We start from the raw sequence: 23,174 nt of genomic DNA, 5'->3' as shown, positions 1-23,174 counted from the left end.
TGAATCCGCTCTCCGACGATGACCAACGTGACTACCATTCAAGCCGTGGAGCTGGGGGTTTTGGGACCTCTCCAGGCCCGGCGGGACGGCGCCTCGGTCATAATCCCGGGCGCCAAACCCCGTGCGATCCTCACGATGCTCGGGCTGCACGGCGGTTCTGCCGTGGCGGCCGACACACTGATCGATCTCCTGTGGGGGGACGATCCGCCGCGTACCGCCGCCAAGGCGCTGCAGACTCACATCTCCGCACTGCGCCGGGCGCTGGGCGACGGCTTCGTTCTCACGGAAGGAACGGGCTGGATTCTGCGCACGACCGAGGTTGATGCCCCACGTTACGTCGTGGCCGCCAAGACCGGCCGGGAGGCCGCGGCCACCGGCGACACCACCCAGGCGGTCGTCCGCTTCGACGAGGCGCTGGGCCTGTGGCGCGGAACTCCGGAACTGCCCGATTCCCGCCGGGGAATATCGGAGATGACACGCTGGATCGAGGGCCATGCCGCCCTGGTCGAGGACCGGGCCGACGCGCTGCTCGCCACCGGCCGAGCCGCAGAGATCATTGGCGAACTCGAGGCTGCGGTTGCCGACGCACCGCTGCGGGAGCGGCGATGGTCCCAGCTCATGCTTGCCCTGTACCGCGCCGGCCGGCAGGGCGAGGCACTGGGCGCCTATCAACGGGCCCGGTCGCTGCTGGCCGACGAGCTCGGCGTCGATCCTGGGCCAGAGCTTCGTCGGCTCGGAGCCGCGATCGTCGCCCAGGACGCTTCGCTGGACCACCCCGTGACACAGCGCTTTGCGTCGGTGACGCGCGCCGTCACCTTTCTGCTCACCGATATCGAGGGGTCGACGGCCGCGTGGGAGGCCGACGCCGACGCCATGGCGGTGGCGCTCGCGCGCCACGATGAGATTGTCGAGCAGGTGGTCACGGCCCGCGGCGGACGGCTGATCAAGACGCGTGGCGAGGGCGACGCCACGTTCTCGGTCTTCGAGCGGCCCTCGGCGGCGGCAGCCGCGGCTATGGAGCTGCAAGACGCGATCCTGCACGAGCCGTGGGCCCTGTGCGAGCCCATGCGCATCAGGATCGCGCTGCACACCGGCGAGGTGGAGCTGCGCGACGGCGACTACTTCGGGCGCGCGGTCAACCGCGCCGCGCGGCTGCGCTCGCTGGCGCTGGGAGGCCAGATCCTGTGTTCAGGCGCGACCGCCGAACTGGTCATCGACTCGTTGCCCGACGACGCGGTTCTTGCCGACCTGGGGATGCGCGCACTCCGCAATCTGCCGCGGCCGGAGCACGTCTTCGAACTCCGCCTGGAGACCAGGCAGCGACTTGAGGCAACCGGTGACGAGCCCCTCGAGCGGCCCGACCTGCCCGCGGTGCTGATCGGGGCCGGACGGTTCGTCGGACGCGGCCCGGAGCTGGAACGGCTCGCATCGGCATGGCAAACCACTCTCGCCGGTGGCATTCACGCGATGCTGATCGCCGGTGAGCCCGGTGTGGGCAAAACGCGCTTGGCCGGCGAATGGTCCCGACTGACGTATGACCAGGGCGCCGTGGTGTTGTATGGCCGCAGCGACGAGGATCTCGGCGCGCCCTATCAGCCGTTCGCCGAATCGCTGCGTTCGCTGGTGCCGTGCATCGGCACCAAGCCACTACGGGGCCTGCGCGGCGTGGAAGCACTGCTCCCCCTGGTTCCCGGGCTGACCGATGTCCTCCCCGACCTGTGCGCGCCGGCCCGAGCCGACCCGGACACCGAACGCTACGCACTATTCGATGCCGTGGTCGCCCTGTTGGAACTGGCCTCCGCTTCGGCCCCAGTCGTTCTGGTCCTCGACGACCTGCACTGGGCGGCCAAACCCACACTGTTGCTGTTGCGGCATCTACTGCGCTTCGGTGACCACACCCGAGTGCAGATCGTCGGGACCTACCGCAGCACCGACCTCGACCGTTCTCATCCGCTGGCGGCCATGCTCGCCGATCTTCATCGGGACGGCACCGCGGATCGTCTCGCCCTCAGCGGCCTCGATGAGAACGACGTGACCACTTATGTCGCCGAGGCCGGCTACGACGATGAAGACCTCGCCCGGGCATTGGTGTCGGTCACCGGCGGCAATCCGTTCTTCCTGATCGAGGCGTTGCGTCACGTCGACGAAAGCGGTGGCGCATGGGATCCGAGCACCTTGCCGCAGGGTGTCCGGGAAGCCGTGAGTCGCCGGCTTTCACGGCTGCCGGCCGAGACGAACAAGGCCCTTGCCGCAGCCGCGGTCGTCGGCAGCCGCTTCGCGGTGGACCTGGTGGAGCAGGTGGTCGAGCAGGACCTCGTCGATGCCTTCGACGAGGCGTGCAAGGCCGGAATTCTCATCGAGGAGCCCGGCGGCCGATACCGGTTCAACCACGCGATCGTCCGTCAGGCGCTGCTCGCCGAGCTGGCGTCCGTGCGGCGCATGCGGCTGCACCAGCGCATCGCCACCACTCTGGAAGCCGCGCCCGGCGCCGATGACGAGCTGCTGGCGGAACTGGCCTACCACTACTTCGAATGCGCCTGGGCCGGAAACGCCGCCAAGGCCGTCGAGTACTGCCGACGAGCCGCGGACCAGGCGATGTCACGGCTGGCCTACGAAGGCGCCGCCGATCTCTACGACCAGGCGCTGCACGCGCTGGAGGAGATCGACGACCTGTTGCCCGACCGCGCCGATCAGACCGCCGATCTGCTGGTTGCGCGCTGCGAGGCGCTGCTCGCCGCCGGTGATGTGGCGTCGGCGGCCGGCGCGGTCTCGCAATTGCAGGCAGCGACAGTCGATTCGGCGCGGCTGGCGGCGTGGGCGACCTGTTTCGACGGCCAGCTGTCGATGCTGACCCATCCCGAGCGGTTGGACGAGATCGAGGCCGCATTGAGCGCGGCTGCCGACGAGCTGGCCGGATTCGGCGATGCCGCAGGGGAAGCCACTGCCCACACCGTACGGTCCGGCTGTCTTGCGCGTCTTGGCCGGATCGGCGACTGCGAGATCGCCTTGGACAATGCACTGTCCGCGGCGCGGCGCGCGCGTGAGCACCGTCGGGTGAACGCGGTGCTGGCCGGTGCGCCTCTCGCGGCGCTGTGGGGCCCCAACCCGGTTCCCCGGGCCGGCGGGCGTTGTCTGGACGTGGTGCGGCTGTTGCGCATCACCACCGATTCCCCTGCGGTCGAGGCGACGTCGACACGGTGTCAGGCCGTGTTGGAGGCCTTCCGGGGCCGCGCCGCTGCAGCCCGGCGGATGATCGATGCGGCCCGGCGCACGGTCACCGAACTGGGACTGCGCCATGCGCGGCTCGAGCTTGAGCAGTTCGCCGGGATCGTGGAGCTGGTCGCCGACGATCCCGCGGCCGCCGAGCCGCCGCTACGCCAGGCTTACAGCGGTTTTCGCCGCATGGGGCTGGAAGCCGATACCGCCGAGACCGCTGCCTTGTTGGGTCGCACGTGTCTGGCCCTCGACCGCGACGCCGAGGCAGACGAGTTGTGCACCGAGAGCGAGCGTCTCGCGGGACACGCGCTGAAGGCGTCGATCGCCTGGCGGACACTTCGGGCGCTGCTGTTGGCACGTCGCGGTGATCATGACGCCGCCCGGCAGATGGCCGAGGCTGCGGTCGGCCTGGCCGAGCGCACCGACGCCTTGGTCGATCACGGCGATACCTGTCTGGCGCTGGCGACGGTGTCGGGCGCCGCCGGTGATCCGGTGGGAGCGCGTGCCGCCGCCGGGCGGGCCGTTGAACTGTACGAACGAAAGGGCGCTGCGGCCCTTGCCGATAAGGCGCGACTGGTGCTTGGAGAGCGCGTCCCGCCTCCCGCCGCCGTAACACTCGATGCAGCGAACGTCGAACCGGACACCGCGGCTGTACGAGTCGGCGAACGCGTGGCGACCGCCGTCAATCGGGGTGCCTGGGACGAGTTCGAGCAGCTGTTTGCACCGGATGCCCTTTTCGAGAGTCGCCGGAAGATCGTCGGCTTCAACCCGGCCGACCTGCCCTCGGACTGGATACATCAGAACAGACTCAATCTCGAGATGGGTGAGGTGCGGCTCGACTATGCCGTTATCGCCGTACGAGGCGAGCACCTGGCTCTTGTCCGATTGACCACGGGCACTGCGGACGTGAACCCCGGGGCTCCACAGGACGAGCTTCTCAGTCTCTACGGCATTGACGATCAAGGGCGAATCGCGCTCCAAGTGTGGTTCGACCTCGAAGACATGGCCGCCGCGATCGCCGAACTCGATGCGCTGCGCGCACAATTCGAGGAAGCACGCGCACCGGTACGGCACCCGAAGAACCAGGCGACGCGGTTGATCGAGCGGTTCTACCCGAATTATGCCGCCCGCGACTGGGACGCCATCGCTCAAGCAGCAGCCGACAACTACGTCATCGACGATCGCCGCCGGACCGTCAATACCGGGATCCGACACGGCCGCGATGCCGGGATCGCGGAGTTGCAGGCTACCGCTGAAGACGGCTTTGCGATGATCCTGTTGGGCGCCGTGGCAACCCGTGCTGAGCGCCTCGCTCTCACCCGCGTCCGCGCCGCCGGCCCCGACCCTGAGGCGGTTCAAAACGATGTCCTCAACGTCATCGAGATCGACTCGGACGGCAAGGTTGTGGCGGCCGTGGTGTTCGACCTCGACGACTTCGACGCCGCCATCGTCGAGCTCGATGCCCGCTACCTCGCCGGCGAAGCGGCCGCGTGCGCTGACACTTGGTCGGCGATCACAGCCGCTTTCATCGCGATGAATAGACGTCAACTGCCGCCGACAGTTCCGGGGTTCACCGACGTCGACTACCGGGGGCTTGCGACGGTCGGGGCAGGTGACCTGATGGCATACCTTCGCGTCGCCTTGGACGACACGGTGCAGAACATCATCTACGTCGAAGCCGTACATCGACTGACCGACCGTGGCGCAGTGATCACCCACGTAGCCAAAGGGACTTCGCAAGACGGCTTGGACGTCGAGTGGCGAATTGTCGATACCCTCACCGTCGAAGGCGATCTGATCAGCCACTGCGAGATGTTCGATGAGGCAGACCTCGACTCCGCACTCGCAAGGTTCGAACAGCTAATCCGACCGGCGCCGCAGCTGGAGAACGCAGCCACCCGCGCAATCGAGCGCTTCCTTATGCGCCTCCCGGCCGCCGACTGGGACGGCATCGCCGAGATGTACGCCGACGACATTTCCGCCGAAGACCGACGCCGAGTAGTGGCCGCCGAGGTCATCCACGGTCGAGAAGCCAACATCGCCAACTGGCAGGCGCTCGCCGGACTGGGAATCGACGCCCTCACGTCAACCACGATTGCAACCCGCGGCGAGTGCATGGCCCTCACCCGAGTCCACTCCCCGGCGACCCAAATCGACGTACTCAACCTGCTCGAGGTCGACGCCAGCGGCAGGTTCGCGGCGGTCATCGTGTTCGACCCCGACGACTTCGACGCCGCCATCGAAGATCTCGACGCCCGCTACCTCGCCGGCGAGGCAGCCGGACACTCGGCCACCTGGTCGCTCATCGCGAGGGCCTACTCCGGGTTGAACCGGGGTGAGCTCCCCGCGACGACCCGAGGCTGGACGAACGTCGACCACCGCCGCACGACCGCGTTCGCGGAGGGCCAAGCGAACGCGTATTTCCATGCGTCGTGGGACCTCGCTGCCGAGCTGAATGTCTACATCGAGGCGGTGCACCGGCTGAGCGACCTCGGCGCGGTCTTCACCCACGTAGGGAAAGGAACCTCACGAGACGGCTTCGAAGCCGATTGGCGTGCGGTCGACCTGATCACCGTCGAAGGTGACCTGATCAGCCGAGGCGAGGTGTTCGACGAATCCGACCTCGATGCCGCCCTCGCCAGATTCGACGAGCTGCAGCCGCGCCGAGCACGCAGATTGGATAACGCGGCAAGCCTGGTGTCCCAACGCTTCCTGGCACAGTTCGCGGTAAACAACTGGGACGCCATGGCCGAGCAATTGGCCGACGACTACTACCACAACGATCACCGACGTGTCGTGAACGCAGGAATACGACACGGTCGTGACGCAGCCCTCGCCAACATGCGCGCCGTCGCCGATCTGGGCGTCGCCGACCTCAAAGTGAGCGACATCGCGACACGCGGGAAATACCTCGTCCTGACCCGGAGCATCTTCTCGTTTCGGGATCAAGACCCCGAGGCATTCCTCGCCGAACAGCTCGACGTCGGGGAGATCGACTCAGAGGGGCGGATCGTGGCGAACGTCTCGTTCGACCCCGACGACATCGACGCCGCCATCGCCGAGCTCGAGGCCCGTTACCGCGCCGGCGAGGCGGCCGACCACGCGCGCGTCTGGTCGGTGATCATCGACGTCTACGCCATGCTCAACCGACATGAAATGCCCGCAGTGGACTGGATTAACGTCGACCACCGTCGCGGCATGCCCTTCGCATCCGGCGACCTGGACGCGGCGCTCCGCTCGTGTTGGGACTTCACGCCGGAATTCCGGGTTCAGGTCGAGGCGGTGCATCGACTCAGCGATTTCGGAGCAGTCATCACTCACTATTCGCATGGCCGCTCACCCGAAGGCCTGGAAGCCGAGTGGCGCATGATTCAGCTTCTGACGGTCGACGGCGACCGGATCACCCGCTGCGAGCTGTTCGACGAGGAAGACCTGGACACCGCGCTCGCCAGATTCGACGAGCTGAGCCAATCGAGGCCTGCGCTGGAGAACGCCGCGACCCGTACCTGCGCGCGAGCAGCCGACGCATACAACCGTCGTGACGGAAAGGCGCTGTTCGCGCTCGCGAGCGCGGACAGCCGATTTGACGACCGCCGGAAAGGCCTACGCGATACGCACGAGGGCGCAGGGGTGCAGAAAGTGGTTGATAGCACGATAGAGACGACACCCAGCAGCTGGCGGATGGAGATCGTGCCCATCGCCGTCAGAGGGACTCGCCTCGCGTTGACCCGCAGGAGCTATCGCGACATCGATGATCCCGATCAACCGATCACCGTCGACACGTTGAGCGTCATCGAAGTCGGCGCCGACGGACTGATGGACTATTCCGTGACTTTCGACCCCGACGACTTCGACGCGGCCTTCGCCGAACTCGATACCCGTTACCTCGCCGGGGAAGCCGCCGCCCACGGCACACCTGGTCGCTCGTCGCCGGCGCCTATGCCGCGTTCAACCGGCGCGAGGTCGCCCCGACCACACCGGGCTGGGTGAACATCGACCATCGTCGCGGGGCTGCCTTCGAGCCCGGCGACATGATCCGGTACCAGCAGGCCGCATGGGACGACTCGCCCGACACCTGGATCCACATCACCGCGGTGCACCGGCTCAGCGCGATCGGAGCGGTCGTCACCCATGTGGCGCGTGGAATCTCCCAAGAAGGCTTCGACGCCGAGTGGCGGGATATCAACGTCCTCACCGTCAACGGCGATCTGATCAGCCACAGCGAGCTGTTCGGCGAAGCGGACCTCGACGCCGCACTCGCGCGGTTCGAAGAACTGAGCCGATCCAGGCCCGCACTGGAGAACGCCGCGACACGGAACTGGTCACGCCTAGCCGACGGGTTCAACCGCCGCGACGGGAATGCCATCCTCGCCCTGGTCAGCGAGGACGGCCGATATGACGACCGGCGGAACGGCCTGAATCATGTCCTCGAGGGGCGCGAGCGGCGGAAGGTAGTCGAAGCCACGTTGGAGACGGCCCTGAGCACCTGGCGGCTGGAGATTGAGCCCATAGCTGTTCGGGGATCTCGACTCTCACTGACCCGTGGCTGTTATCGCGACACCGGTGATGCCGATCGACCGATCGCCGCCGAGATGTTGCATGTCATGGAAGTCGACGCCGACGGTCTCATGCAGCACACCGCGACCTTCGACCCGGACGACATCGACGCCGCCTACGAGGAACTCGACGCGCGATACCTCGCTGGCGAGGCCGCCGTGTATGCGCCGACCTGGTCAGTGATCGCGGAGGGCTACGGCGCACTCAACCGACACGAGATACCGCAGTTGGCCGTAGATTTCGTGAGTCTCGACCACAGGCGGGGCATTGCGTTCGCTCCCGGGGAGATGGTTCCGTACATGTGGGCAACCTTTGCGGTCGCTTCGGACATCCGGATCAATATCGATGTAGTGCATCGACTGAGCGCTCTCGGTATGGTGTTCACCCACGCGGCATATGGGACCTCCCAGGACGGCTTCACCGCCGAGTGGCGCGAGACCGCCCTTCTGACCGTCAGCGGCGGCCTGGTCAACCGTTGTGAGATGTTCGATGAGACCGATGTCCAGGCCGCACTCGCCCGCTTCGAGGAGCTGCATTCGGCGGCATCATCGTGAAACAGTCACTGCGCCTGACTGACCGACGACATGTGGAAGTCGGGAATCCGCAGCGACGGCATCACCGCCCGCGTCGCCCAGTCGCCCCACTCCCGCGGCAGCGTCGGCTCGGCGATACCGGCCTGGGTGGCCCGGCGCAGCAGGTCCAGCGGACTCTCGTTGAAGCGGAAGTTGTTCACCGCCGCGCTGACCTGGCCGTCCTCCACCAGGTAGACGCCGTCGCGGGTCAGCCCGGTCAGCAGCAGCGTGGTCGGGTCGACCTCGCGGATGTACCACAGCGTGGTCAGCAGCAGCCCGCGCTCGGTCGAGGCGATCATCTCGTCCATGCTGGCCGAGCCGCCGGTCATCAACAGATTGTCGGCGGCCAGCGCGGGCGAGACCCCGAATTCGGCGGCGGCGGCCCGCGGGTAGGCCAGCGCGTTGATCACCCCGCCGCGGATCCAGTCCACGCAACCGATGTCCAGGCCGTTGTCGAACACCGACGCCGTCTCCGAGGAGGTGCCGGTGGCCACGAACGGCGCACACTCGAGTTCGAACGCGTGCGGGTCGGAGTACAGCGTCAGCGGCAGGTCGGACAGGCGCTCTCCCACCCTGGTGCCGCCGCCGGGCGCCGACAGCGCGGTGCGGCCCTCCTCGGCGCCGCGGCCACTCATCGTCCAGCCCAGGTAGATCATCATGTCGGCCACCGTGGACGGCGGCATCAACGTCTCGTACCGACCGGCCGGCAGCTCTACGGTGCGCGCCGCCCAGCCCAGCCGGGTCGACAACTGCTCCAGCAGCGAATCACATCGCACGTCAACGAAGTCCGGGGTGCTGATCCCGGCCCAGGCGCTGGCGCCGTCGCGTTTGGCGTTGATCTCGACCGTCCCGGTGGGCTGGGTGAAACGCCGCCGCAGCCCGGTCGAGGACGCCAGGAACGTCGTCGCCACCTCGTGGCGGGCGAAGCCGTACAGCTGGTCGGCACCCCGGAAGCCACCGCTCAATCCGGCCGCCAGCTCGGCGAACACCTCGGCGCCGGTTCCCGGCACGTCGGCGTCCCAGTCGTCCGGCGTCACGGTGCCGGCCACCAGTTCGGCGGCGTCGCGGGCCTCCGGCGCGCCGGCGGCCGCCTCCTGCGAGGCCGCCACCAGCTCGGGGATCAGTGCCGGGTCCACCTCGGCCGAACACAGCGAGCCGACCCGGGGCCCCTGGTCGTCGCGGACGATGGTGACCACCGTGGTGGTCCGGCTGCTGGACACGCCGTTGGTGGTCATGGAGTTGCCCGCCCAGCGCAACGACGCCTCGGCCTTGTCGGTGACCAACACGATGGTCTCGGTGTCGGCGCCGCCGGCTGCGCCCAGCGCGGTGTCGATAACCTGTTGCGCGGGAATCATTCCCGGCCTCCCTCAGCCCGCGTGTTGAGCACGTTGATACCCCGGAACAAGGCGGACGGGCAGCCGTGGCTGACCGCGGCGACCTGACCGGGCTGGGCTTTGCCGCAGTTGAACGCCCCGCCGAGACGCCACGTCGAGGAGCCGCCGACCGCCTCCATCGCGTTCCAGAAGTCGGTGGTGGTCGCCTGGTAGGCGACGTCCCGCAACTGCCCGTCGAGCCGGCCGTCGCGGATCCGGAAGAACCGCTGCCCGGTGAACTGGAAGTTGTAGCGCTGCATGTCGATCGACCACGACCGGTCCCCGACGATGTAGATGCCGTCGTCCACCCGGGCGATCAGGTCGGCGGTAGACAGATCCTCGGGCCCCGGCTGCAGCGACACGTTGGCCATCCGCTGGATCGGGACATGGTGCGGCGAGTCGGCGTAAGAACACCCGTTGGAGCGAGTTTGGCCCAGCCGGGGCGCAAATACCCGGTCGAGCTGATAGCCGACGAACACACCGTCGCGCACCAGATCCCAGCTCTGGGCCGCCACCCCCTCGTCGTCGTAGCCGATACTGGCCAGCCCGTAGGGCACGGTGCGGTCGGCGGTCACGTTCATCACCGGCGATCCGTAGCGCATCGTGCCGAGCTTGTCCGGAGTGGCGAAAGAGGTGCCGGCATAGGCCGCCTCGTAGCCGATGGCACGGTCGTATTCGGTTGCGTGCCCGATCGATTCGTGAATCGTCAACCACAGGTTGGTCGGGTCGATCACCAGGTCGGTCGGGCCCGCGGTCACGCTGGGGGCTTTCATCTTCTCGGCGAGCAATGTTGGCAGCTCCGCCAGTTCCCCAGTCCAGTCCCACACCTCGTCGCCGGCCACCGCCTCCCAGCCCCGCGCGGTGGGCGGCGCCACCGTGCGCATCGAGTCAAAGCCCTCCGGGCCCACCGTGACCGCTTCGCAGACGGGCATCACCCGTACCCGCTGCTGGGTGATCGACGACCCGAAGGTGTCGGCGTAGAAAGTCTGCTCCTTGACCGCGGTCACCGAAGCGGAAACGTGATTCACCCCGTCAGATGCGAGCAGCCGCCCGGAGTAGTCCTCGAGCACGTCGATCTTGTCGGCGGTGGGCACCTCGAACGGGTCGATCGCATACTGCGACACCCAGCCGGCGTCGCGGTATACCGGTTCGGCCGCCAGCTCCACCCGTTCGGCGTTGAGGACGCCCAGCGTCTTGGCCACCTGCACCGCCCGGCGGGCGGTGTCGGCGGCGACGCCCGGCGCCAGTTCGGCATGCGAGGCGAAGCCCCAGGTGCCGTCGACGATCACCCGCACCGCCAGGCCCAGCTCACGGTTGACCACCGCGGTCTCCAGTTCGCCGTCGCGCAGCCGGACGACCTCGGTGGCGATCCGGTGAACGCGCAGGTCGGCATGCTCGGCGCCGGCCGCTCTGGCCGCCGAGAGCGCGGCATCGGCCAGCTCGTGGCGGGGCAGCGCCAGGAATTGGGCATCGATCCCCCGGTTCGGTGTCACCCGTCCACCGTAACGGCGTGCCGGTGATTGACCACGGCATAGGTGTCGATAATGATCACCGCGTGAGCGCGCCGCAGCGGCTGGTTGAAGGCGGTGTTCGGCGGTACGGCCGGTTCGCCCAGCGGGTCGCGGTCACCAACCCGGTCGACGCCCACCGCGGCTGGTCGCGCCGCTGGCACCGGTTCCGGCTCAAGGAGTGGATCGGCTTCGCGCTGATCCACCCCGAGATGTCGGGCGCGATGATCATGCAGGACGTGAAGTATCTGGCGTCCTCGGAGCTGTTCGTCCGCGACGCGGCCGGTGTGCTGGTGGAGAAGAGCACCCGGTTCCGGGGCGGCAGCCTGGACCTGCCCGACGAGCTACTGCGCGGCGGCCGCTGCCGGGTCGCCAAGCGTGGCTATCTGCTCGAATACGACTTCGATGCCGACACCGTGGCGGTGCGAATCGACTGCGCGGCAGACCAGCGCGGGCCTGCGATCACCGGGGCACTGCGGCTGGATGTGCAGGGGGCCGCACCGCCGCTGAGCCTCAGCGCGAAGCTCGCCCCGGCGATCGACTACTACACGTTCAAGCAACCGTTGCCCGTCGAGGGGACGGTCACCGTCGGTGACCGGACCTACGAGTTCGAGCCGGCACGCGATTTCGCCATCCTCGACGAGCACCGTTCGCAGTTCCCGTATGCGACGTCCTGGACGTGGGGGACTTTCGCGGTCCGCATGCCCGGCGGTGTGGTCGGCTCCAACTTCGTCGACCGGACCGAGCTCAGCGACGATGACGACGAGTCGTCCAACTGGGTTCCCGGCGGCGTCGAGCCGCTCGCCGGCGTTCAGTTCGACTTCGCCTCCGATGCTCCGCTGTCCAGCGCGAACGTCTGTGACCGCGATCGCCGGCTGGAGGTGACGTTCACACCCGCCGGACGCAAAGCGGTCAAGGTCAACCTGGTCGCGGCCGCGGTCGACTACTGGCAGCTCGCCGGGACCTACCGCGGCACCGTGACATCGTTGGCCGGCGAGTCCTTCTCCTTCGTCGACGTTCCCGGAGTTCTTGAGCGGATGAAGACCCGCTTTTGACTTGCCGCAGCCGCTTTAATACACCTATGCGCCGCGCTCGCAGATCCACCGTGCTCGGTTACGCGCTGCTGGCCCCCAGCCTGTTCGGCGTGGTGGCGTTCCTGTTGCTGCCGATCCTGGTGGTGGTGTGGCTCAGTCTTCAGAGCTGGGATCTACTGGGGCCGATCAGCTATGTGGGCGCCGACAACTGGCGATCGGTGCTGACCGATCCGGTGTTCGGCAATTCCCTTGCGGTGACGGTGTTGTTCGTGGCGATCGTGGTGCCGCTGCAAACCCTGCTGGGGCTGGGCGTGGCGGTGTTGCTGGCCCGCGAATTGCCGGGCAGCGGAGCGTTTCGCACCGTCTACGTGCTGCCGTGGATCTGCGCGCCGCTGGCGATCGCGGTGCTGTGGCGCTGGATTCTGAGCCCCACCGACGGCGCGGTGAGCACCGTACTGGGGCACCGGGTGGAGTGGCTGACCGATCCCGGGCTGGCGTTGCCGGTGACGTCGGCGGTGGTGGTGTGGACCAACGTGGGCTACGTCGCGCTGTTCTTCCTGGCCGGCATCCTGGCCATTCCCGCCCAGGTGCTGTCGGCGGCACGCATCGACGGGGCGAACGGCTGGCAGCGGTTCTGGCGGGTGACTTTGCCGATGCTGCGGCCGACCATGTTCTTCGTCCTGGTCACCGGCGTGGTCAGTGCGGCGCAGGTGTTCGACACGGTGTATGCCCTGACCGGCGGCGGGCCCAGCGGGCGCACCGACCTGATCGCGCACCGCATCTATGACGAGGCGTTCGGGGCGGCGGCGATCGGGCGGGCCGCGGTGATGGCGCTGGTGTTGTTCACCGTATTGGTGGGGGTGACGGTGGTTCAGCAGCTTTCGTTCGGCCGGCGGGTCAGCTATGACCTCACGTAACGCGGGCGTCTACGCACTGCTGACCCTCGGTGCGCTGATCACGCTGGCTCCCTTCGGACTCGGGCTGTTGACGTCGTTCACCCCGGCACGCCAATTCGCCACGGGCACCCCGCTGGCGTGGCCCGACCCGCCGACCCTTGACAACTACGCCGACCTGGGTGGCGCCGGGTTCGGGCGGGCGGCCGCGGTCACCACGCTGGTGACGGCGGTGATCGTGCTCGGGCAGCTGACGTTCTCGGTGTTGGCGGCCTATGCGTTCGCGCGGCTGGAGTTCCCCGGCCGTGACGCCTTGTTCTGGGTCTACGTCGCGACGCTGATGGTGCCGGCGACCGTGACGGTGGTGCCGCTGTACCTGATGATGGCGCAACTGGGTCTGCGGAACACCTTCTGGGCGCTGGTGTTGCCGTTTGTGTTCGGTTCCCCGTATGCGATCTTCCTACTGCGCCAGTACTTTCGTGCGGTACCTGCTGACCTGGTGAACGCCGCACGCCTCGACGGGGCGAACACCCTCGACGTGATCGTGCACGTGATGGTGCCGGCCAGCAGGCCGATCCTGGTGACCCTCGGGCTGATCACCGTGGTCTCGCAGTGGAACAACTTCATGTGGCCGCTGGTGATCACCAGCGGCGACAAGTGGCGGGTGCTCACGGTGGCCACCGCGGCACTGCAGTCCCGCTACAACGCGCAGTGGACGCTGGTGATGGCGGCGACCACGGTGGCGATGATTCCGCTGATCGTGCTGTTTGTGGCGTTCCAGCGGCGGATCGTGCAATCGATCGTCGTGACGGGGGTCAAGTGAGCCGGCCGCGGTTCTCCACGCTGTTCGCCGGGGCGGTGGCCGCACTCGCCGCACTACTCGGCGTCGCGGCGGTGCTGCTCGATGACGCCTCGACGCGATCTGCCGGCGCCGCGACGGTGGTGACGGTGCGACTGTGGGACGAACAGGTCGCCGGGGCCTACCGGCAGTCGTTCGCCGCGTTCCACCGCACCCGCCCCGACATCGAGGTGCGCGTCAACGTGGTCTCCTACGCCTCCTACTTCGACACCCTGCGCACCGATGTGGCCGGCGGCGGCGCCGACGACATCTTCTGGCTCTCGAATGCCTACCTCGCCGGGTACGCCGACAACGGGCGGCTGCTGAAAATCGATGCCGACAAAGCGGATTGGGATCCGTCGGTGGTCACCCAGTTCACCCGGGACGGGACGCTGTGGGGGGTGCCGCAGCTCACCGACGCCGGTATCGCGGTGTACTACAACGCCGAACTGCTCGCCGCGGCCGGAGTCGATCCCGCCGGGTTGGTGCGGCTGCGGTGGGACCCGCACGGCACCGACGATACGCTGCGGCCCCTGCTGACCACACTCACCCGTGATGTCGCCGGGCGCAGCGCCGACAACCCCGGATTCGACGACCGCCGCATCCGGCAGTGGGGCTACAACGCCGCAAACGATCCGCAGGGCATCTACCTGAACTACATCGGCTCGGCGGGCGGGGTGTTCCAGCGCGGTGACGAGTTCGCCTTCGACAACCCGGCGGCGGTGGCCGCCTTCGAATACCTGGTGCGGTTGATCAACGACGATCACGTCGCCCCGCCGGCGTCGGAGACCAACACCAACAACGACTTCTCCCGCAACCAGTTCCTGGCCGGCAAGATGGCACTGTTCCAGTCCGGCACCTACAACCTGGCCGCGGTCGCCGAGCAGGCCGCCTTCGCTTGGGGGGTGGCGATGTTGCCGGCGGGCCCGGCCGGCCGGGTCAGCGTCACCAACGGCATCGCCGCGGTCGGCAACGCCGCCTCCCCGCACCCGCAGGCGGTGCAAGACGTGTTGGGCTGGCTCGGAGCTCGTGAAGGAAATGAATACCTGGGCCGGCAGGGGGCGGCGATTCCGGCTGTGCTCAGCGCGCAGCAGGTCTACTTCGATCACTGGGCACGCCGCGGGGTGGACGTCACCCCGTTCTTCGCCGTGCTGGACGGACCGCGTATCCCGGCTCCCGGTGGGGGTGCGGGCTTCCCGGCGGGCAACCAGGCGATCAAGCCGTATTTCGACGAGATGTTCCTCGGTCGCACCGACGTCGCCGCCACGCTGCGCCGGGCTCAAGAGGCCGGCAACACCGCAGCCCGACGGTAACTACTCTGGCTCGGCGACGCGCTGCCGCAGTTCCGCGGCGATGCGCTGCAGAAACACCTGGACCTGCTCTTCGTTGTAGCCGCGCCTCCCCAGCGGCCGCCTGGAAACGCCATGGCCTCAACCTCGTCCGGGGTGAGGCCCTTCCCGTACCTACTGCGCGAGATTGCAGCCATGCAGGAAAATTCGCGAAATCACCTGCGTGAGTGCAATCTCGCGGCGGACGGGAGGAGGGAGGTCCGCGCGAGAACTACCCCGCGGTGGTCAGCACCGTCAGTTCGAGGGCCAGCGACACACCGCACGTCACCGCGACCAGTGCCAGCGCCACCGCATCGGCCAGCTTCGGCCGCGCCGGCGACGCCGAGATCTGGCCGATGCCACCCCGAGCGGTGATCGCATCGCCCATCTCGTCCGCCCGGCGCAGCGTGACGGTGATGGCCGCGGTGATCAGGTCGATCGCCTCGCGCGCCCAGCGGCGCCGACGTTCCCGGCGGGTGCGCGGCCGCGTCTTGGGGCGCAGCCCGCGAGCGGCGTAGAGCACGCGGAACTCGTCGATGAGCATCGGGAAGGCCCGCAGCGCGAGCGCCAGCGCCACAGCCCACTCGTCGACCGGAATGCGCAGCAGCCGCAACGGCCGGCCGAGGGTGGCTACCGCAGGCGCGATTTCGGCGACGTTGGTGGTCCACGACACCATCGCACCCAAGCCCAGCAGCACGATCGACAGCGCGGTGATCCGCAGGAAATTCAGCAGTCCGCCCAGGCCGGCCGGGTCGCCGCCGGCCATGGCGGCGGTGGCACCGCCGACCACCAGCAACACCCACAACCAGCGCGGCACCGACGGCAGGGCGCCCCGCGGTATGCGGGCCACCCGGGCTGCGGCGAACACCAACAGCCCCACCGCCCCGATCGGCACCCAGCCCGGATAGAAGGTCAGCAGTACCGAGATACCGAAGACGACGATCAGTTTGGTTCCCGCCCACAACCGGTGCACGGCGGAGTTCCCGGGGACCGGGCGCAACAACACCACCGGACGCGGGTTTCGGCGTGCCTCCCCGATCATGCCGCACCCGCCGGCGCCGGCACCAGCACACCGTCTTGCAGGTGCAGGGTCCGGGGGCATAGCTCCCCCAGCCCGGCGAAGTCGTGCGAGATGACCACCACGGTCAGGCCGGTCTCACGCCGCAGGTCCTCCAGCAGTCGCAACAGGCCCAGCCGGCTGGTGGCGTCCAGTCCGGCGAGCGGCTCGTCGAGGATCAGGGCCCGCGGCGAGCGGGCCAGCAAGCCCGCCAGCACCAGGCGACGCATCTGGCCGCCGCTGAGTTGGTCGATGCGCCGGCCCGCCAGGGCCGCATCCAAACCGACGGCCGCCAGCGCGGCGCTGACCCGGGCATGGTCGTGCGGTGAGAAGCCGGCCGCCGACGCCACCTCCAGTCCCACGTGGCTGCGCATCAACTGCAGCCGGGCCGCCTGGAACGACAGTGCCACCGCGCCCACCTGTTCGTCGGCCGGTCGCCCACCGAGCAGGCAGCGGCCGGTGGTCGGGGTGGTCAGTCCGGCCATGATCCAGGCCAACGTCGACTTGCCGGAGCCGTTGCCGCCGTGGATCAGCAGGCCGTCGCCGTTGTCGACGGTGAAACTGATCTCACGCAGCGCGGTCTTGGCCCACGGGGTGCCGCTGCCGTATTCGTGTCCGACACCGGCCAGTTCGAGTACCGGGCGGCCACTGCGGCCGGGCACGGCGCGACCCGACGCCGCGGCAGGGACCTCGGCGGTCTCGACCATGGCGGTGTTGTCACGCGAGCCGGACAGATCGATGACCCGGTCGGCGCTGCCGACCTCGTCGTTGTAGTGGGTGATGTGTACCAGCGCGGTACTGTGCCGTGCTGCCGGCCCTGCGAGCCCCGAGAGCACCGTCAGCAGAACCTCACGCCCCTTCGGGTCGACCATGCTGGTGACCTCGTCGGCGATCAGCAGCGCCGGTTCGCGGGCCAGCGCCGCGGCCACCGCCAGGCGTTGCAGCTCACCGCCGGACAATCCGCCGGTGTCGCGCTCGGCGAAACCGGCCAGACCGACCTCGCCGAGGAGCCGGTCGATGTCGGTGGTGGTCCCCGCGGGCAGGCCCCACACCACGTCGTCGGCGACCCGGGTGCCCAGTACCTGACTCTCGGGATGCTGCATCACGACCGCGGTGCCGCCGGGCGCGCCCAACCCCACCGCTCCGGGGCGCTCGACGGTGCCTGCGGTGGGAGCACGCCCGGCCAGCAACAGCATCAGGGTGGTCTTGCCCGACCCGTTGGCCCCGGTGACAGCGACGTGTTCACCCGCTTGAACGTCCAGGCTCACCGGTCCCAGGGCGTCGTGGCTGGTCTGCGGGTAGCGGAAGCGCACCTGATTCAGCCGCACCGGGACCGGCGCTACCGGCCCGCTCTCGGCCGGCAAGTCCAGCTTGTGCACGTCGGGCACGCCGCGCAGCCGGTCGAGCACCCGCGACAACGCCCACCAGCCGAGCAGCGAGACGATCATCACGCTGATCGTCGACTGCACCAGCAGCAGCCACTGCCAGTAACGCAGCAGCACGCCCAGCAGGCCGGTGAGGTCCGCCGCGGCCCGCTGGAATTCCGGCAGCGGGACCTTGTCCATCGCGGCGGCGACGCCGTGCACATTGGCTGTGATCGCATCGAAGATCAGGTGGCGCAGCCGCGACAGGACGGTCAACGCCGCCACAGCCGCGGCTCCGAAGATGCCGCCGGCTACCGCCGAGGCCACGATCACGGTCGGCAGGCCGCGGCGGTGGCGTTTGATGACGCCGGTCAGCCCGCCGATATAGGCGCAGTTCACCACCGTCATGAAGCCACCCATCCCGGCGATCAGGAAGGCGATGGTCGCGGCGGCCACCGTGGCGGCGGTCAACACCCGGAACCGGTGGCGGTAGGCCAGCAGGCCCATCGGCACCGTCCCGAGCAGTGCCAATCCGCCGGCAAAGGGCACCACGACCGCGATGATCGCCGTCGCCGCGCACAGTGCCGCCATCACCGCGGCCTGCGCGATCTCGACGGGTCGCATCGACCGCGCCCGCTTTCGGCTACCACCCTGGCCGGTCTTCGTCACTCGTCGATTCTGCCAGCCGATCCGGAGAGCCCCCGATACGCGGCCGACCGAGATGATCCACTTCTGTCCACTCTTGTGCCATACTCGCGCGATGGCAGCCCCCGCCCACATCAGCCTGGGAGCCGATCTGCTCAGCGTCGTCGCCCGCCTCAACCGCGTGGCCACCCAGCGGGTCGCCCTGCCGATCCCCGGCGCCCAGGCTCGGCTGCTGTCCACCATCGAGGATCTGGACGAGGCCCGTATCTCCGAGTTGGCCGCGGTCGACCACTGCTCCCAGCCGACGATGACCACCCAGGTGCGCCGGCTCGAGGACGCCGGCCTGACCACCCGCACCCCGGATCCGCTGGACGCCCGCGCGGTGCTGATCGGGATCACCGAAAAGGGTGTGCAGACCCTGGACCAGGTTCGCCGCGACAGGGCCTCGGCGATCGACCCGGAGCTGGACCGACTGTCCGCCGAAGACCGCCGGACGCTCACCGAGGCCGTCGAGGTGCTACGTCGTTTCCTGGCCGACACCGCTCCGCCCAGACCGGGCCGCTAGCCGCCGGTTCAGCTGAGATGTTCCAGCCTGAGCGGTTTCGGAATATGCTCACTGCGACATCAACCCGACGCGAGCCCAGGCCTGCTGCGGCCCGGTTGGCTGCCGCACGGGGCTGCCGGTCTTCGGGGGAAGGACATCGTGGCGGATAGATTGGCGCTGGTCACTTCGATCGCCGCCCAGCTGATGGCCACCACGCCGGCCACGGCGCCCGCCGTCAGCGAGCGGGTGCTGCAGACGCTGGTGGAGCAGCTCAACGTCGACGCCGGGTTCCTGCGCCACAACGACCACGAGATCCGGGCGTCCAAGCTGGTGGCGGAGTGGCCGCCGCGTACCGCTCCGCCCGATCCCGATCCGTTGGCGGTCGTCTCGTTCACCACCGCCGATCCGGTCTTCACCACCTGCGCGCACGGTAAGCGGGTGGCGGTCATCCGGCCGGAGCCCTCCGAGTCGGGCTACGTGCGCCAGATGGCGATGGATCACGCGATCGAGTCACTGTCGGTGGCCACCGCACCGCTGATCTCGGGGCCGGTGACCACCGGCATGCTCGGCCTGGTCAAGTTCCGCCGACCCAAGTGGCGGCCGGAGGAACTCAACACGATCGAAGCGATCGCGTCGCTGTTCGCGCAGTTGCAGGCGCGGGTGGTCGCCGAGGAGCGGCTGCGCTACCTGGCCGACCACGACGACCTGACCGGGCTGCACAACCGGCGCGCGCTGGTCGCTCATCTGTCGGACCGGCTGGTCGCGGGCAACCCCGGCCCGGTCGGCGTGTTCTACATCGACCTCGACCGGCTCAAGCCGATCAACGACTATCTCGGCCACGCCGCCGGTGACTGGTTCATCCAGGACTTCGCCCGGCGTCTCCGGACATATGCCGGGAACCGCACCATGACGGCCCGGATCGGCGGTGACGAGTTCGTCGTCATCCCGGACTGGCCGATGTCGATGGCCAGCGCCGAGACCTTCGCCGACCGGCTGCAGGGCGCGCTGCGCGACAAGGTGGAGATCCAGGGCCACACCGTCACCAGCACGGTCAGTGTGGGCGTGACGGTCGGCCTGCCCGGCGAGGACACCAGTGCCGGACTGTTGCACCGCGCCGACGAGGCGGTGCTGGCCGCCAAACGCGGTGGTGGCAACCAGACCGTCAGCTCCACCGACGACATGTCCCTGAAGAGCTTGTTCCGCAAGGACATCGAACTGCATCTGCAGGGCAAGATCGACGACGAGTCGTTGCTGCTGTACTACCAGCCCGAGGTCGACCTGTGGAGCGGGGCGATCGTGGCGGTCGAGGCGCTAGTCCGGTGGCGGCATCCGACCCGCGGGTTGTTGCTGCCCGGCTCGTTCATCAGCATCGCCGAATCGGCCAACCTGGCCGACGACCTGGGCCGGTGGGTGATGCGCAGTGCGTGCGCGGAATTCAGCTCGTGGCAGGCCAACGGTGTCCGGACCAACGCCACATTGCGCGTCAACGTGTCCCCGGTGCAGCTGGCCGCCCGCGGATTCGTTCAGAACGTGGTGGACACCGTCGAGGAGTTCGGCCTGCGGCCGGGGTCGTTGTGCCTGGAGATCACCGAGCGCGCGGTGGTGCAGAACATCGAGACCACCCGGCGCACCCTGGCCGAGCTGCGCGAGGCCGGCGTTCAGATCGCCATCGACGACTTCGGCACCGGCTACGCCGTCCTGTCGCACCTCAAGGATCTGCCGGTCGACACGCTGAAGATCGATACCGTGTTCGTGCGGGAATTGGGCGTCAACGCGGGCGATCTGGCGATCGTGCGGGCGATCATCGCGCTCGCCGAGGCATTCGGACTGCAGGTGGTCGCCGAGGGCGTGGAGACGTCAGCGGCCGCGCTCACCCTGATGCGGCACGGATGCCACCGCGCTCAGGGCTTCCTGTTCTCGCGCCCGGTGCCCGGCTCCGCCGCCGAATCAATGCTGGCGTCGCGCTGGATGGCCATGCCTTTCCTGGCCGACAGCCAGGCTCTGGTGATCTGAAAAGAACAACGCCCGGTAAAACGCGGCACACAACCGCACCCCCGGCTGCCTACCGGCGAGCTCTGCAGCCGGTGCGGTGCACCAGCGCGTCTCGGCGTACGGCGGCAATCGGCGGTGCGGACCCCTCGAGGTGCCCCGGGCGAAGCTGTGGGAGGAACTCACCGGCGCCGGCCGCGGCGCGCGCTGTCGCACACCCTCGCCTTGCAAACCGATCCCTCGCATAACTGGAGATAGTACATACCTTTCGTATGATGTCCAAACTCTACGAGACCGGTCGTTAGGACTGATGTGTCGCGCGGTGGGTCAGCTGGGTCCGCCGTCCTCGCCGGGACCGGCAAGGACGCCCGCGAGCAGGACCCCGCCCGTCATAATCAGATGCATGGAGCGACGTCGAAACGCGCAAACCCCCCAGACCCCGATGGAGACGCTGCGGCAGTTGCCGGCCCTGGTCGCGCTCGAGCGGATTCCGGTGCCGGTGCTCGCGATCGCCGACGACGGCACCATCTTGTTCGCCAACACCGGCTTCGCCGGCATGCTGGGCTACACCCAGGAAGAGGTGCTGGACCTGGAGTTCCGGCAGATCTTCGGCGAAGTGCCGCCCGCTGAGGAGTCCGCGTTGACGGTGATGCACTCATTGGCCAATCTGGTTGTGTCCCTGGAACATCGGGACGGTTCAACCGTGCGGGCGCTGATGAGCAAGTCGGCGCTCGAACGCGCTGACGACCGGGTTGCGCTCGCCACCTTCCAAGACCTCACCGAGCAACTGTGGACGGATGAGCGATAGCACCTCAGTCGAGGGCGGCTGAGTCCTCGCCACCGGCTACCGGACCGGGCTCGGCCTGGTGACGCAGCGCCTCGCGGGCCAGGAATTGCTGAAAGTACGCCAGCGAGTCCGCCGCCACGATCGCGGGCAACAGCATCTCCCACATCCGGGTCAGGCGGGCGATGCCGTCCTCGGAGCTCGACAGCAGCCAGGTCCCGAGCATCGCGCCGGTGATCGGTTCGGCGACCTGGACCGGATCGAGGCCCTCGCGCAAATCCCCCTCGCCGATCGCGCGCGCGGTCTGGGCCGCCACCGCCGCCGCCCATTCTTCGGCGACGTCACCGCCGAGTTTGTTGGATTCGGACAGCGCGAAAACCAGATGGCCCGCCGCACGCGCCTCCTTGTCGACGGCCAATACCGCGGTGACGGCGAACATGCCGTGGATCATGCCCTCCAACGCGGGCGACGACGGTTGGCACATGCTCCGGAAGGTGCTCAGCATGGTGCTGAATCCACCCTCGATGATGGCCATCACCAGTGATTCCATCGAATCGAAGTGGTGGTACAGGGCGCCTTTGGTCACTCCCGCCCGCTCGATGATCGCGGTTCGGCCGGCGGCGACATAGCCCACCTCGCCGAAGACGTCGATGGCCGCGTCCAGCAGCTTCCGTCGGGTCGCTTCGGAGCGAACCTGGCGTGCCATCAGCCGGCCCGGTCGTCGTCGGCCGCAACGGGGTTTGCCGACGCGGTCTTGACGGCCAGCGCGGTGCGCCGTCGGATGAACTGGAGGAAATAGTCGATCCGGTCGTTCGGCACCATTCCGGGCAGCACGACCACGAAGCCCTGCTCGATCTGCCGCAGGAACTGTTCGGGGTCGTCGAGATCGCCCGCCTGCCGCAACCCCAGATACAGCGCCACCAGCATTCGCGCCAGATCCTGCGGTTCCCTGTCGACGATGTCCCCTTCGGCGACCGCACGCTCGGCCACCACGCTCAGCGCTTGAACCGCATTGTTGAGCACCGTGGTCTGCAGGCCCTCGCCACGACCGACGACCGGAAGCAGATGCAGCACTGCACGCGCGGTGTCGCGACAGATGTCCTCGACCGCCATCAGATAGCCGACGTCGATCAGGGTTTCCAGGCCGGAGAGCTTCCGGTCGACCAGCGACTGTACGGCCGCTCCGGCTCTGGCGAGTTGTTCGTCGATGACGGCAAGTGCGAGCGCATGCTTGGAGCGGAAATGGAAATACATGGCACCCTTGGTCAATTCCGCTTCGGTGAGGATATCGTCAAGGCCGACATCGTGATAGGGCCGCTGGGCGAACTGGTGCGCAGCGGCGCGAATGATCTGCTGGCGCGTCGCATCGGCGCGCCGGTCGGTGGATTCAGCCAACGCGCGATCTCAGCTTCGTCACTGACCGGCAGCCGTACCGCATTGCGCTAACGCTATCAGGGGAATGTGCAAATTTA

Annotated in this window: 16 protein-coding genes; 9 read left to right on the top strand and 7 right to left on the bottom strand. The window is 68.3% G+C overall.

Annotated features, from left to right (window positions below; all coding sequences use genetic code 11):
• Window positions 1-45: 45 nt before the first annotated feature.
• Both AWC24_RS08075 and AWC24_RS23505 read left to right on the top strand, forming a co-directional pair.
• Window positions 46-7,206: an ATP-binding protein gene (locus AWC24_RS08075; protein WP_456320078.1), complete on the top strand. Its 7,161-nt coding sequence runs from the start codon at window positions 46-48 to the stop codon at window positions 7,204-7,206.
• 104 nt (window positions 7,207-7,310) lie between these two features.
• Window positions 7,311-8,327 (top strand): nuclear transport factor 2 family protein, encoded by a 1,017-nt coding sequence (locus AWC24_RS23505; RefSeq protein WP_456320079.1) that lies wholly within the window; start codon window positions 7,311-7,313, stop codon window positions 8,325-8,327.
• Window positions 8,328-8,332: 5 nt separating this feature from the next.
• Here the strand turns inward: AWC24_RS23505 and AWC24_RS08070 are convergent, their stop codons facing one another.
• Window positions 8,333-9,700 (bottom strand): metallopeptidase TldD-related protein, encoded by a 1,368-nt coding sequence (locus AWC24_RS08070; RefSeq protein WP_085083714.1) that lies wholly within the window; start codon window positions 9,698-9,700, stop codon window positions 8,333-8,335.
• Window positions 9,697-11,211 carry a TldD/PmbA family protein gene (locus AWC24_RS08065; protein WP_085083712.1) on the bottom strand — a complete coding sequence of 505 codons (1,515 nt, stop codon included), beginning with the start codon at window positions 11,209-11,211 and terminating at the stop codon, window positions 9,697-9,699. The genes AWC24_RS08070 and AWC24_RS08065 overlap by 4 nt, the downstream gene beginning before the upstream one ends.
• Window positions 11,212-11,273: 62 nt before the next feature.
• Here AWC24_RS08065 and AWC24_RS08060 point away from each other — a divergent pair, with 62 nt between their 5' ends.
• Genes AWC24_RS08060 through AWC24_RS08045 form a run of 4 tightly spaced genes read left to right on the top strand, consistent with a single transcriptional unit; the run spans window position 11,274 to window position 15,304 of the window.
• Window positions 11,274-12,281 (top strand): DUF2804 family protein, encoded by a 1,008-nt coding sequence (locus AWC24_RS08060; protein ID WP_163705357.1) that lies wholly within the window; start codon window positions 11,274-11,276, stop codon window positions 12,279-12,281.
• 26 nt (window positions 12,282-12,307) lie between these two features.
• Entirely contained in the window at window positions 12,308-13,177 is an 870-nt protein-coding gene (locus tag AWC24_RS08055) for a carbohydrate ABC transporter permease (RefSeq protein WP_085083710.1), read from the top strand.
• On the top strand, window positions 13,164-13,976 hold the full coding sequence (locus tag AWC24_RS08050) for a carbohydrate ABC transporter permease (protein WP_085083708.1): 813 nt from the start codon (window positions 13,164-13,166) through the stop codon (window positions 13,974-13,976). Before AWC24_RS08055 ends, AWC24_RS08050 begins: the two co-directional genes overlap by 14 nt.
• A complete protein-coding gene (locus AWC24_RS08045) occupies window positions 13,973-15,304 on the top strand; it encodes an ABC transporter substrate-binding protein (protein WP_085083706.1) in 1,332 nt (443 codons plus the stop codon). Before AWC24_RS08050 ends, AWC24_RS08045 begins: the two co-directional genes overlap by 4 nt.
• On the opposite strand, the gene AWC24_RS23485 is transcribed toward AWC24_RS08045, so the two are convergent.
• The 3 genes from AWC24_RS23485 to AWC24_RS08030 all read right to left on the bottom strand — a co-directional run bounded on the left by AWC24_RS23485 (window position 15,305) and on the right by AWC24_RS08030 (window position 18,364).
• Window positions 15,305-15,397: a DivIVA domain-containing protein gene (locus tag AWC24_RS23485; RefSeq protein ID WP_085083810.1), complete on the bottom strand. Its 93-nt coding sequence runs from the start codon at window positions 15,395-15,397 to the stop codon at window positions 15,305-15,307.
• Between the two features lie 154 nt (window positions 15,398-15,551).
• Window positions 15,552-16,361 (bottom strand): CbiQ family ECF transporter T component, encoded by an 810-nt coding sequence (locus tag AWC24_RS08035; RefSeq protein WP_085083704.1) that lies wholly within the window; start codon window positions 16,359-16,361, stop codon window positions 15,552-15,554.
• Complete coding sequence (locus tag AWC24_RS08030; RefSeq protein WP_085083808.1) at window positions 16,358-18,364, bottom strand: DUF2232 domain-containing protein; 2,007 nt, start codon at window positions 18,362-18,364, stop codon at window positions 16,358-16,360. Before AWC24_RS08030 ends, AWC24_RS08035 begins: the two co-directional genes overlap by 4 nt.
• Before the next feature lie 136 nt (window positions 18,365-18,500).
• Between AWC24_RS08030 and AWC24_RS08025 the strand changes: the two genes are divergently transcribed.
• The 3 genes from AWC24_RS08025 to AWC24_RS08015 all read left to right on the top strand — a co-directional run bounded on the left by AWC24_RS08025 (window position 18,501) and on the right by AWC24_RS08015 (window position 21,726).
• Window positions 18,501-18,950: a MarR family winged helix-turn-helix transcriptional regulator gene (locus AWC24_RS08025; RefSeq protein ID WP_085083702.1), complete on the top strand. Its 450-nt coding sequence runs from the start codon at window positions 18,501-18,503 to the stop codon at window positions 18,948-18,950.
• A 183-nt stretch (window positions 18,951-19,133) separates the two neighbouring features.
• Window positions 19,134-20,942, top strand: a complete 1,809-nt coding sequence (locus AWC24_RS08020) for a sensor domain-containing phosphodiesterase (protein WP_085083806.1) — start codon at window positions 19,134-19,136, stop codon at window positions 20,940-20,942.
• A 418-nt stretch (window positions 20,943-21,360) separates the two neighbouring features.
• Entirely contained in the window at window positions 21,361-21,726 is a 366-nt protein-coding gene (locus tag AWC24_RS08015) for a PAS domain-containing protein (RefSeq protein ID WP_109560367.1), read from the top strand.
• 4 nt (window positions 21,727-21,730) lie between these two features.
• On the opposite strand, the gene AWC24_RS08010 is transcribed toward AWC24_RS08015, so the two are convergent.
• Both AWC24_RS08010 and AWC24_RS08005 read right to left on the bottom strand, forming a co-directional pair.
• On the bottom strand, window positions 21,731-22,408 hold the full coding sequence (locus AWC24_RS08010; RefSeq protein WP_085083698.1) for a TetR family transcriptional regulator: 678 nt from the start codon (window positions 22,406-22,408) through the stop codon (window positions 21,731-21,733).
• A complete protein-coding gene (locus AWC24_RS08005) occupies window positions 22,408-23,097 on the bottom strand; it encodes a TetR family transcriptional regulator (protein WP_085083696.1) in 690 nt (229 codons plus the stop codon). Before AWC24_RS08005 ends, AWC24_RS08010 begins: the two co-directional genes overlap by 1 nt.
• Window positions 23,098-23,174: the final 77 nt, after the last annotated feature.

The organism is Mycolicibacter senuensis (assembly GCF_002101885.1).
Taxonomy (GTDB): domain Bacteria; phylum Actinomycetota; class Actinomycetes; order Mycobacteriales; family Mycobacteriaceae; genus Mycobacterium; species Mycobacterium senuense.
Note: the sequence above shows the minus strand (reverse complement) of the source record. Positions and strands in the feature narration are given on the sequence as shown.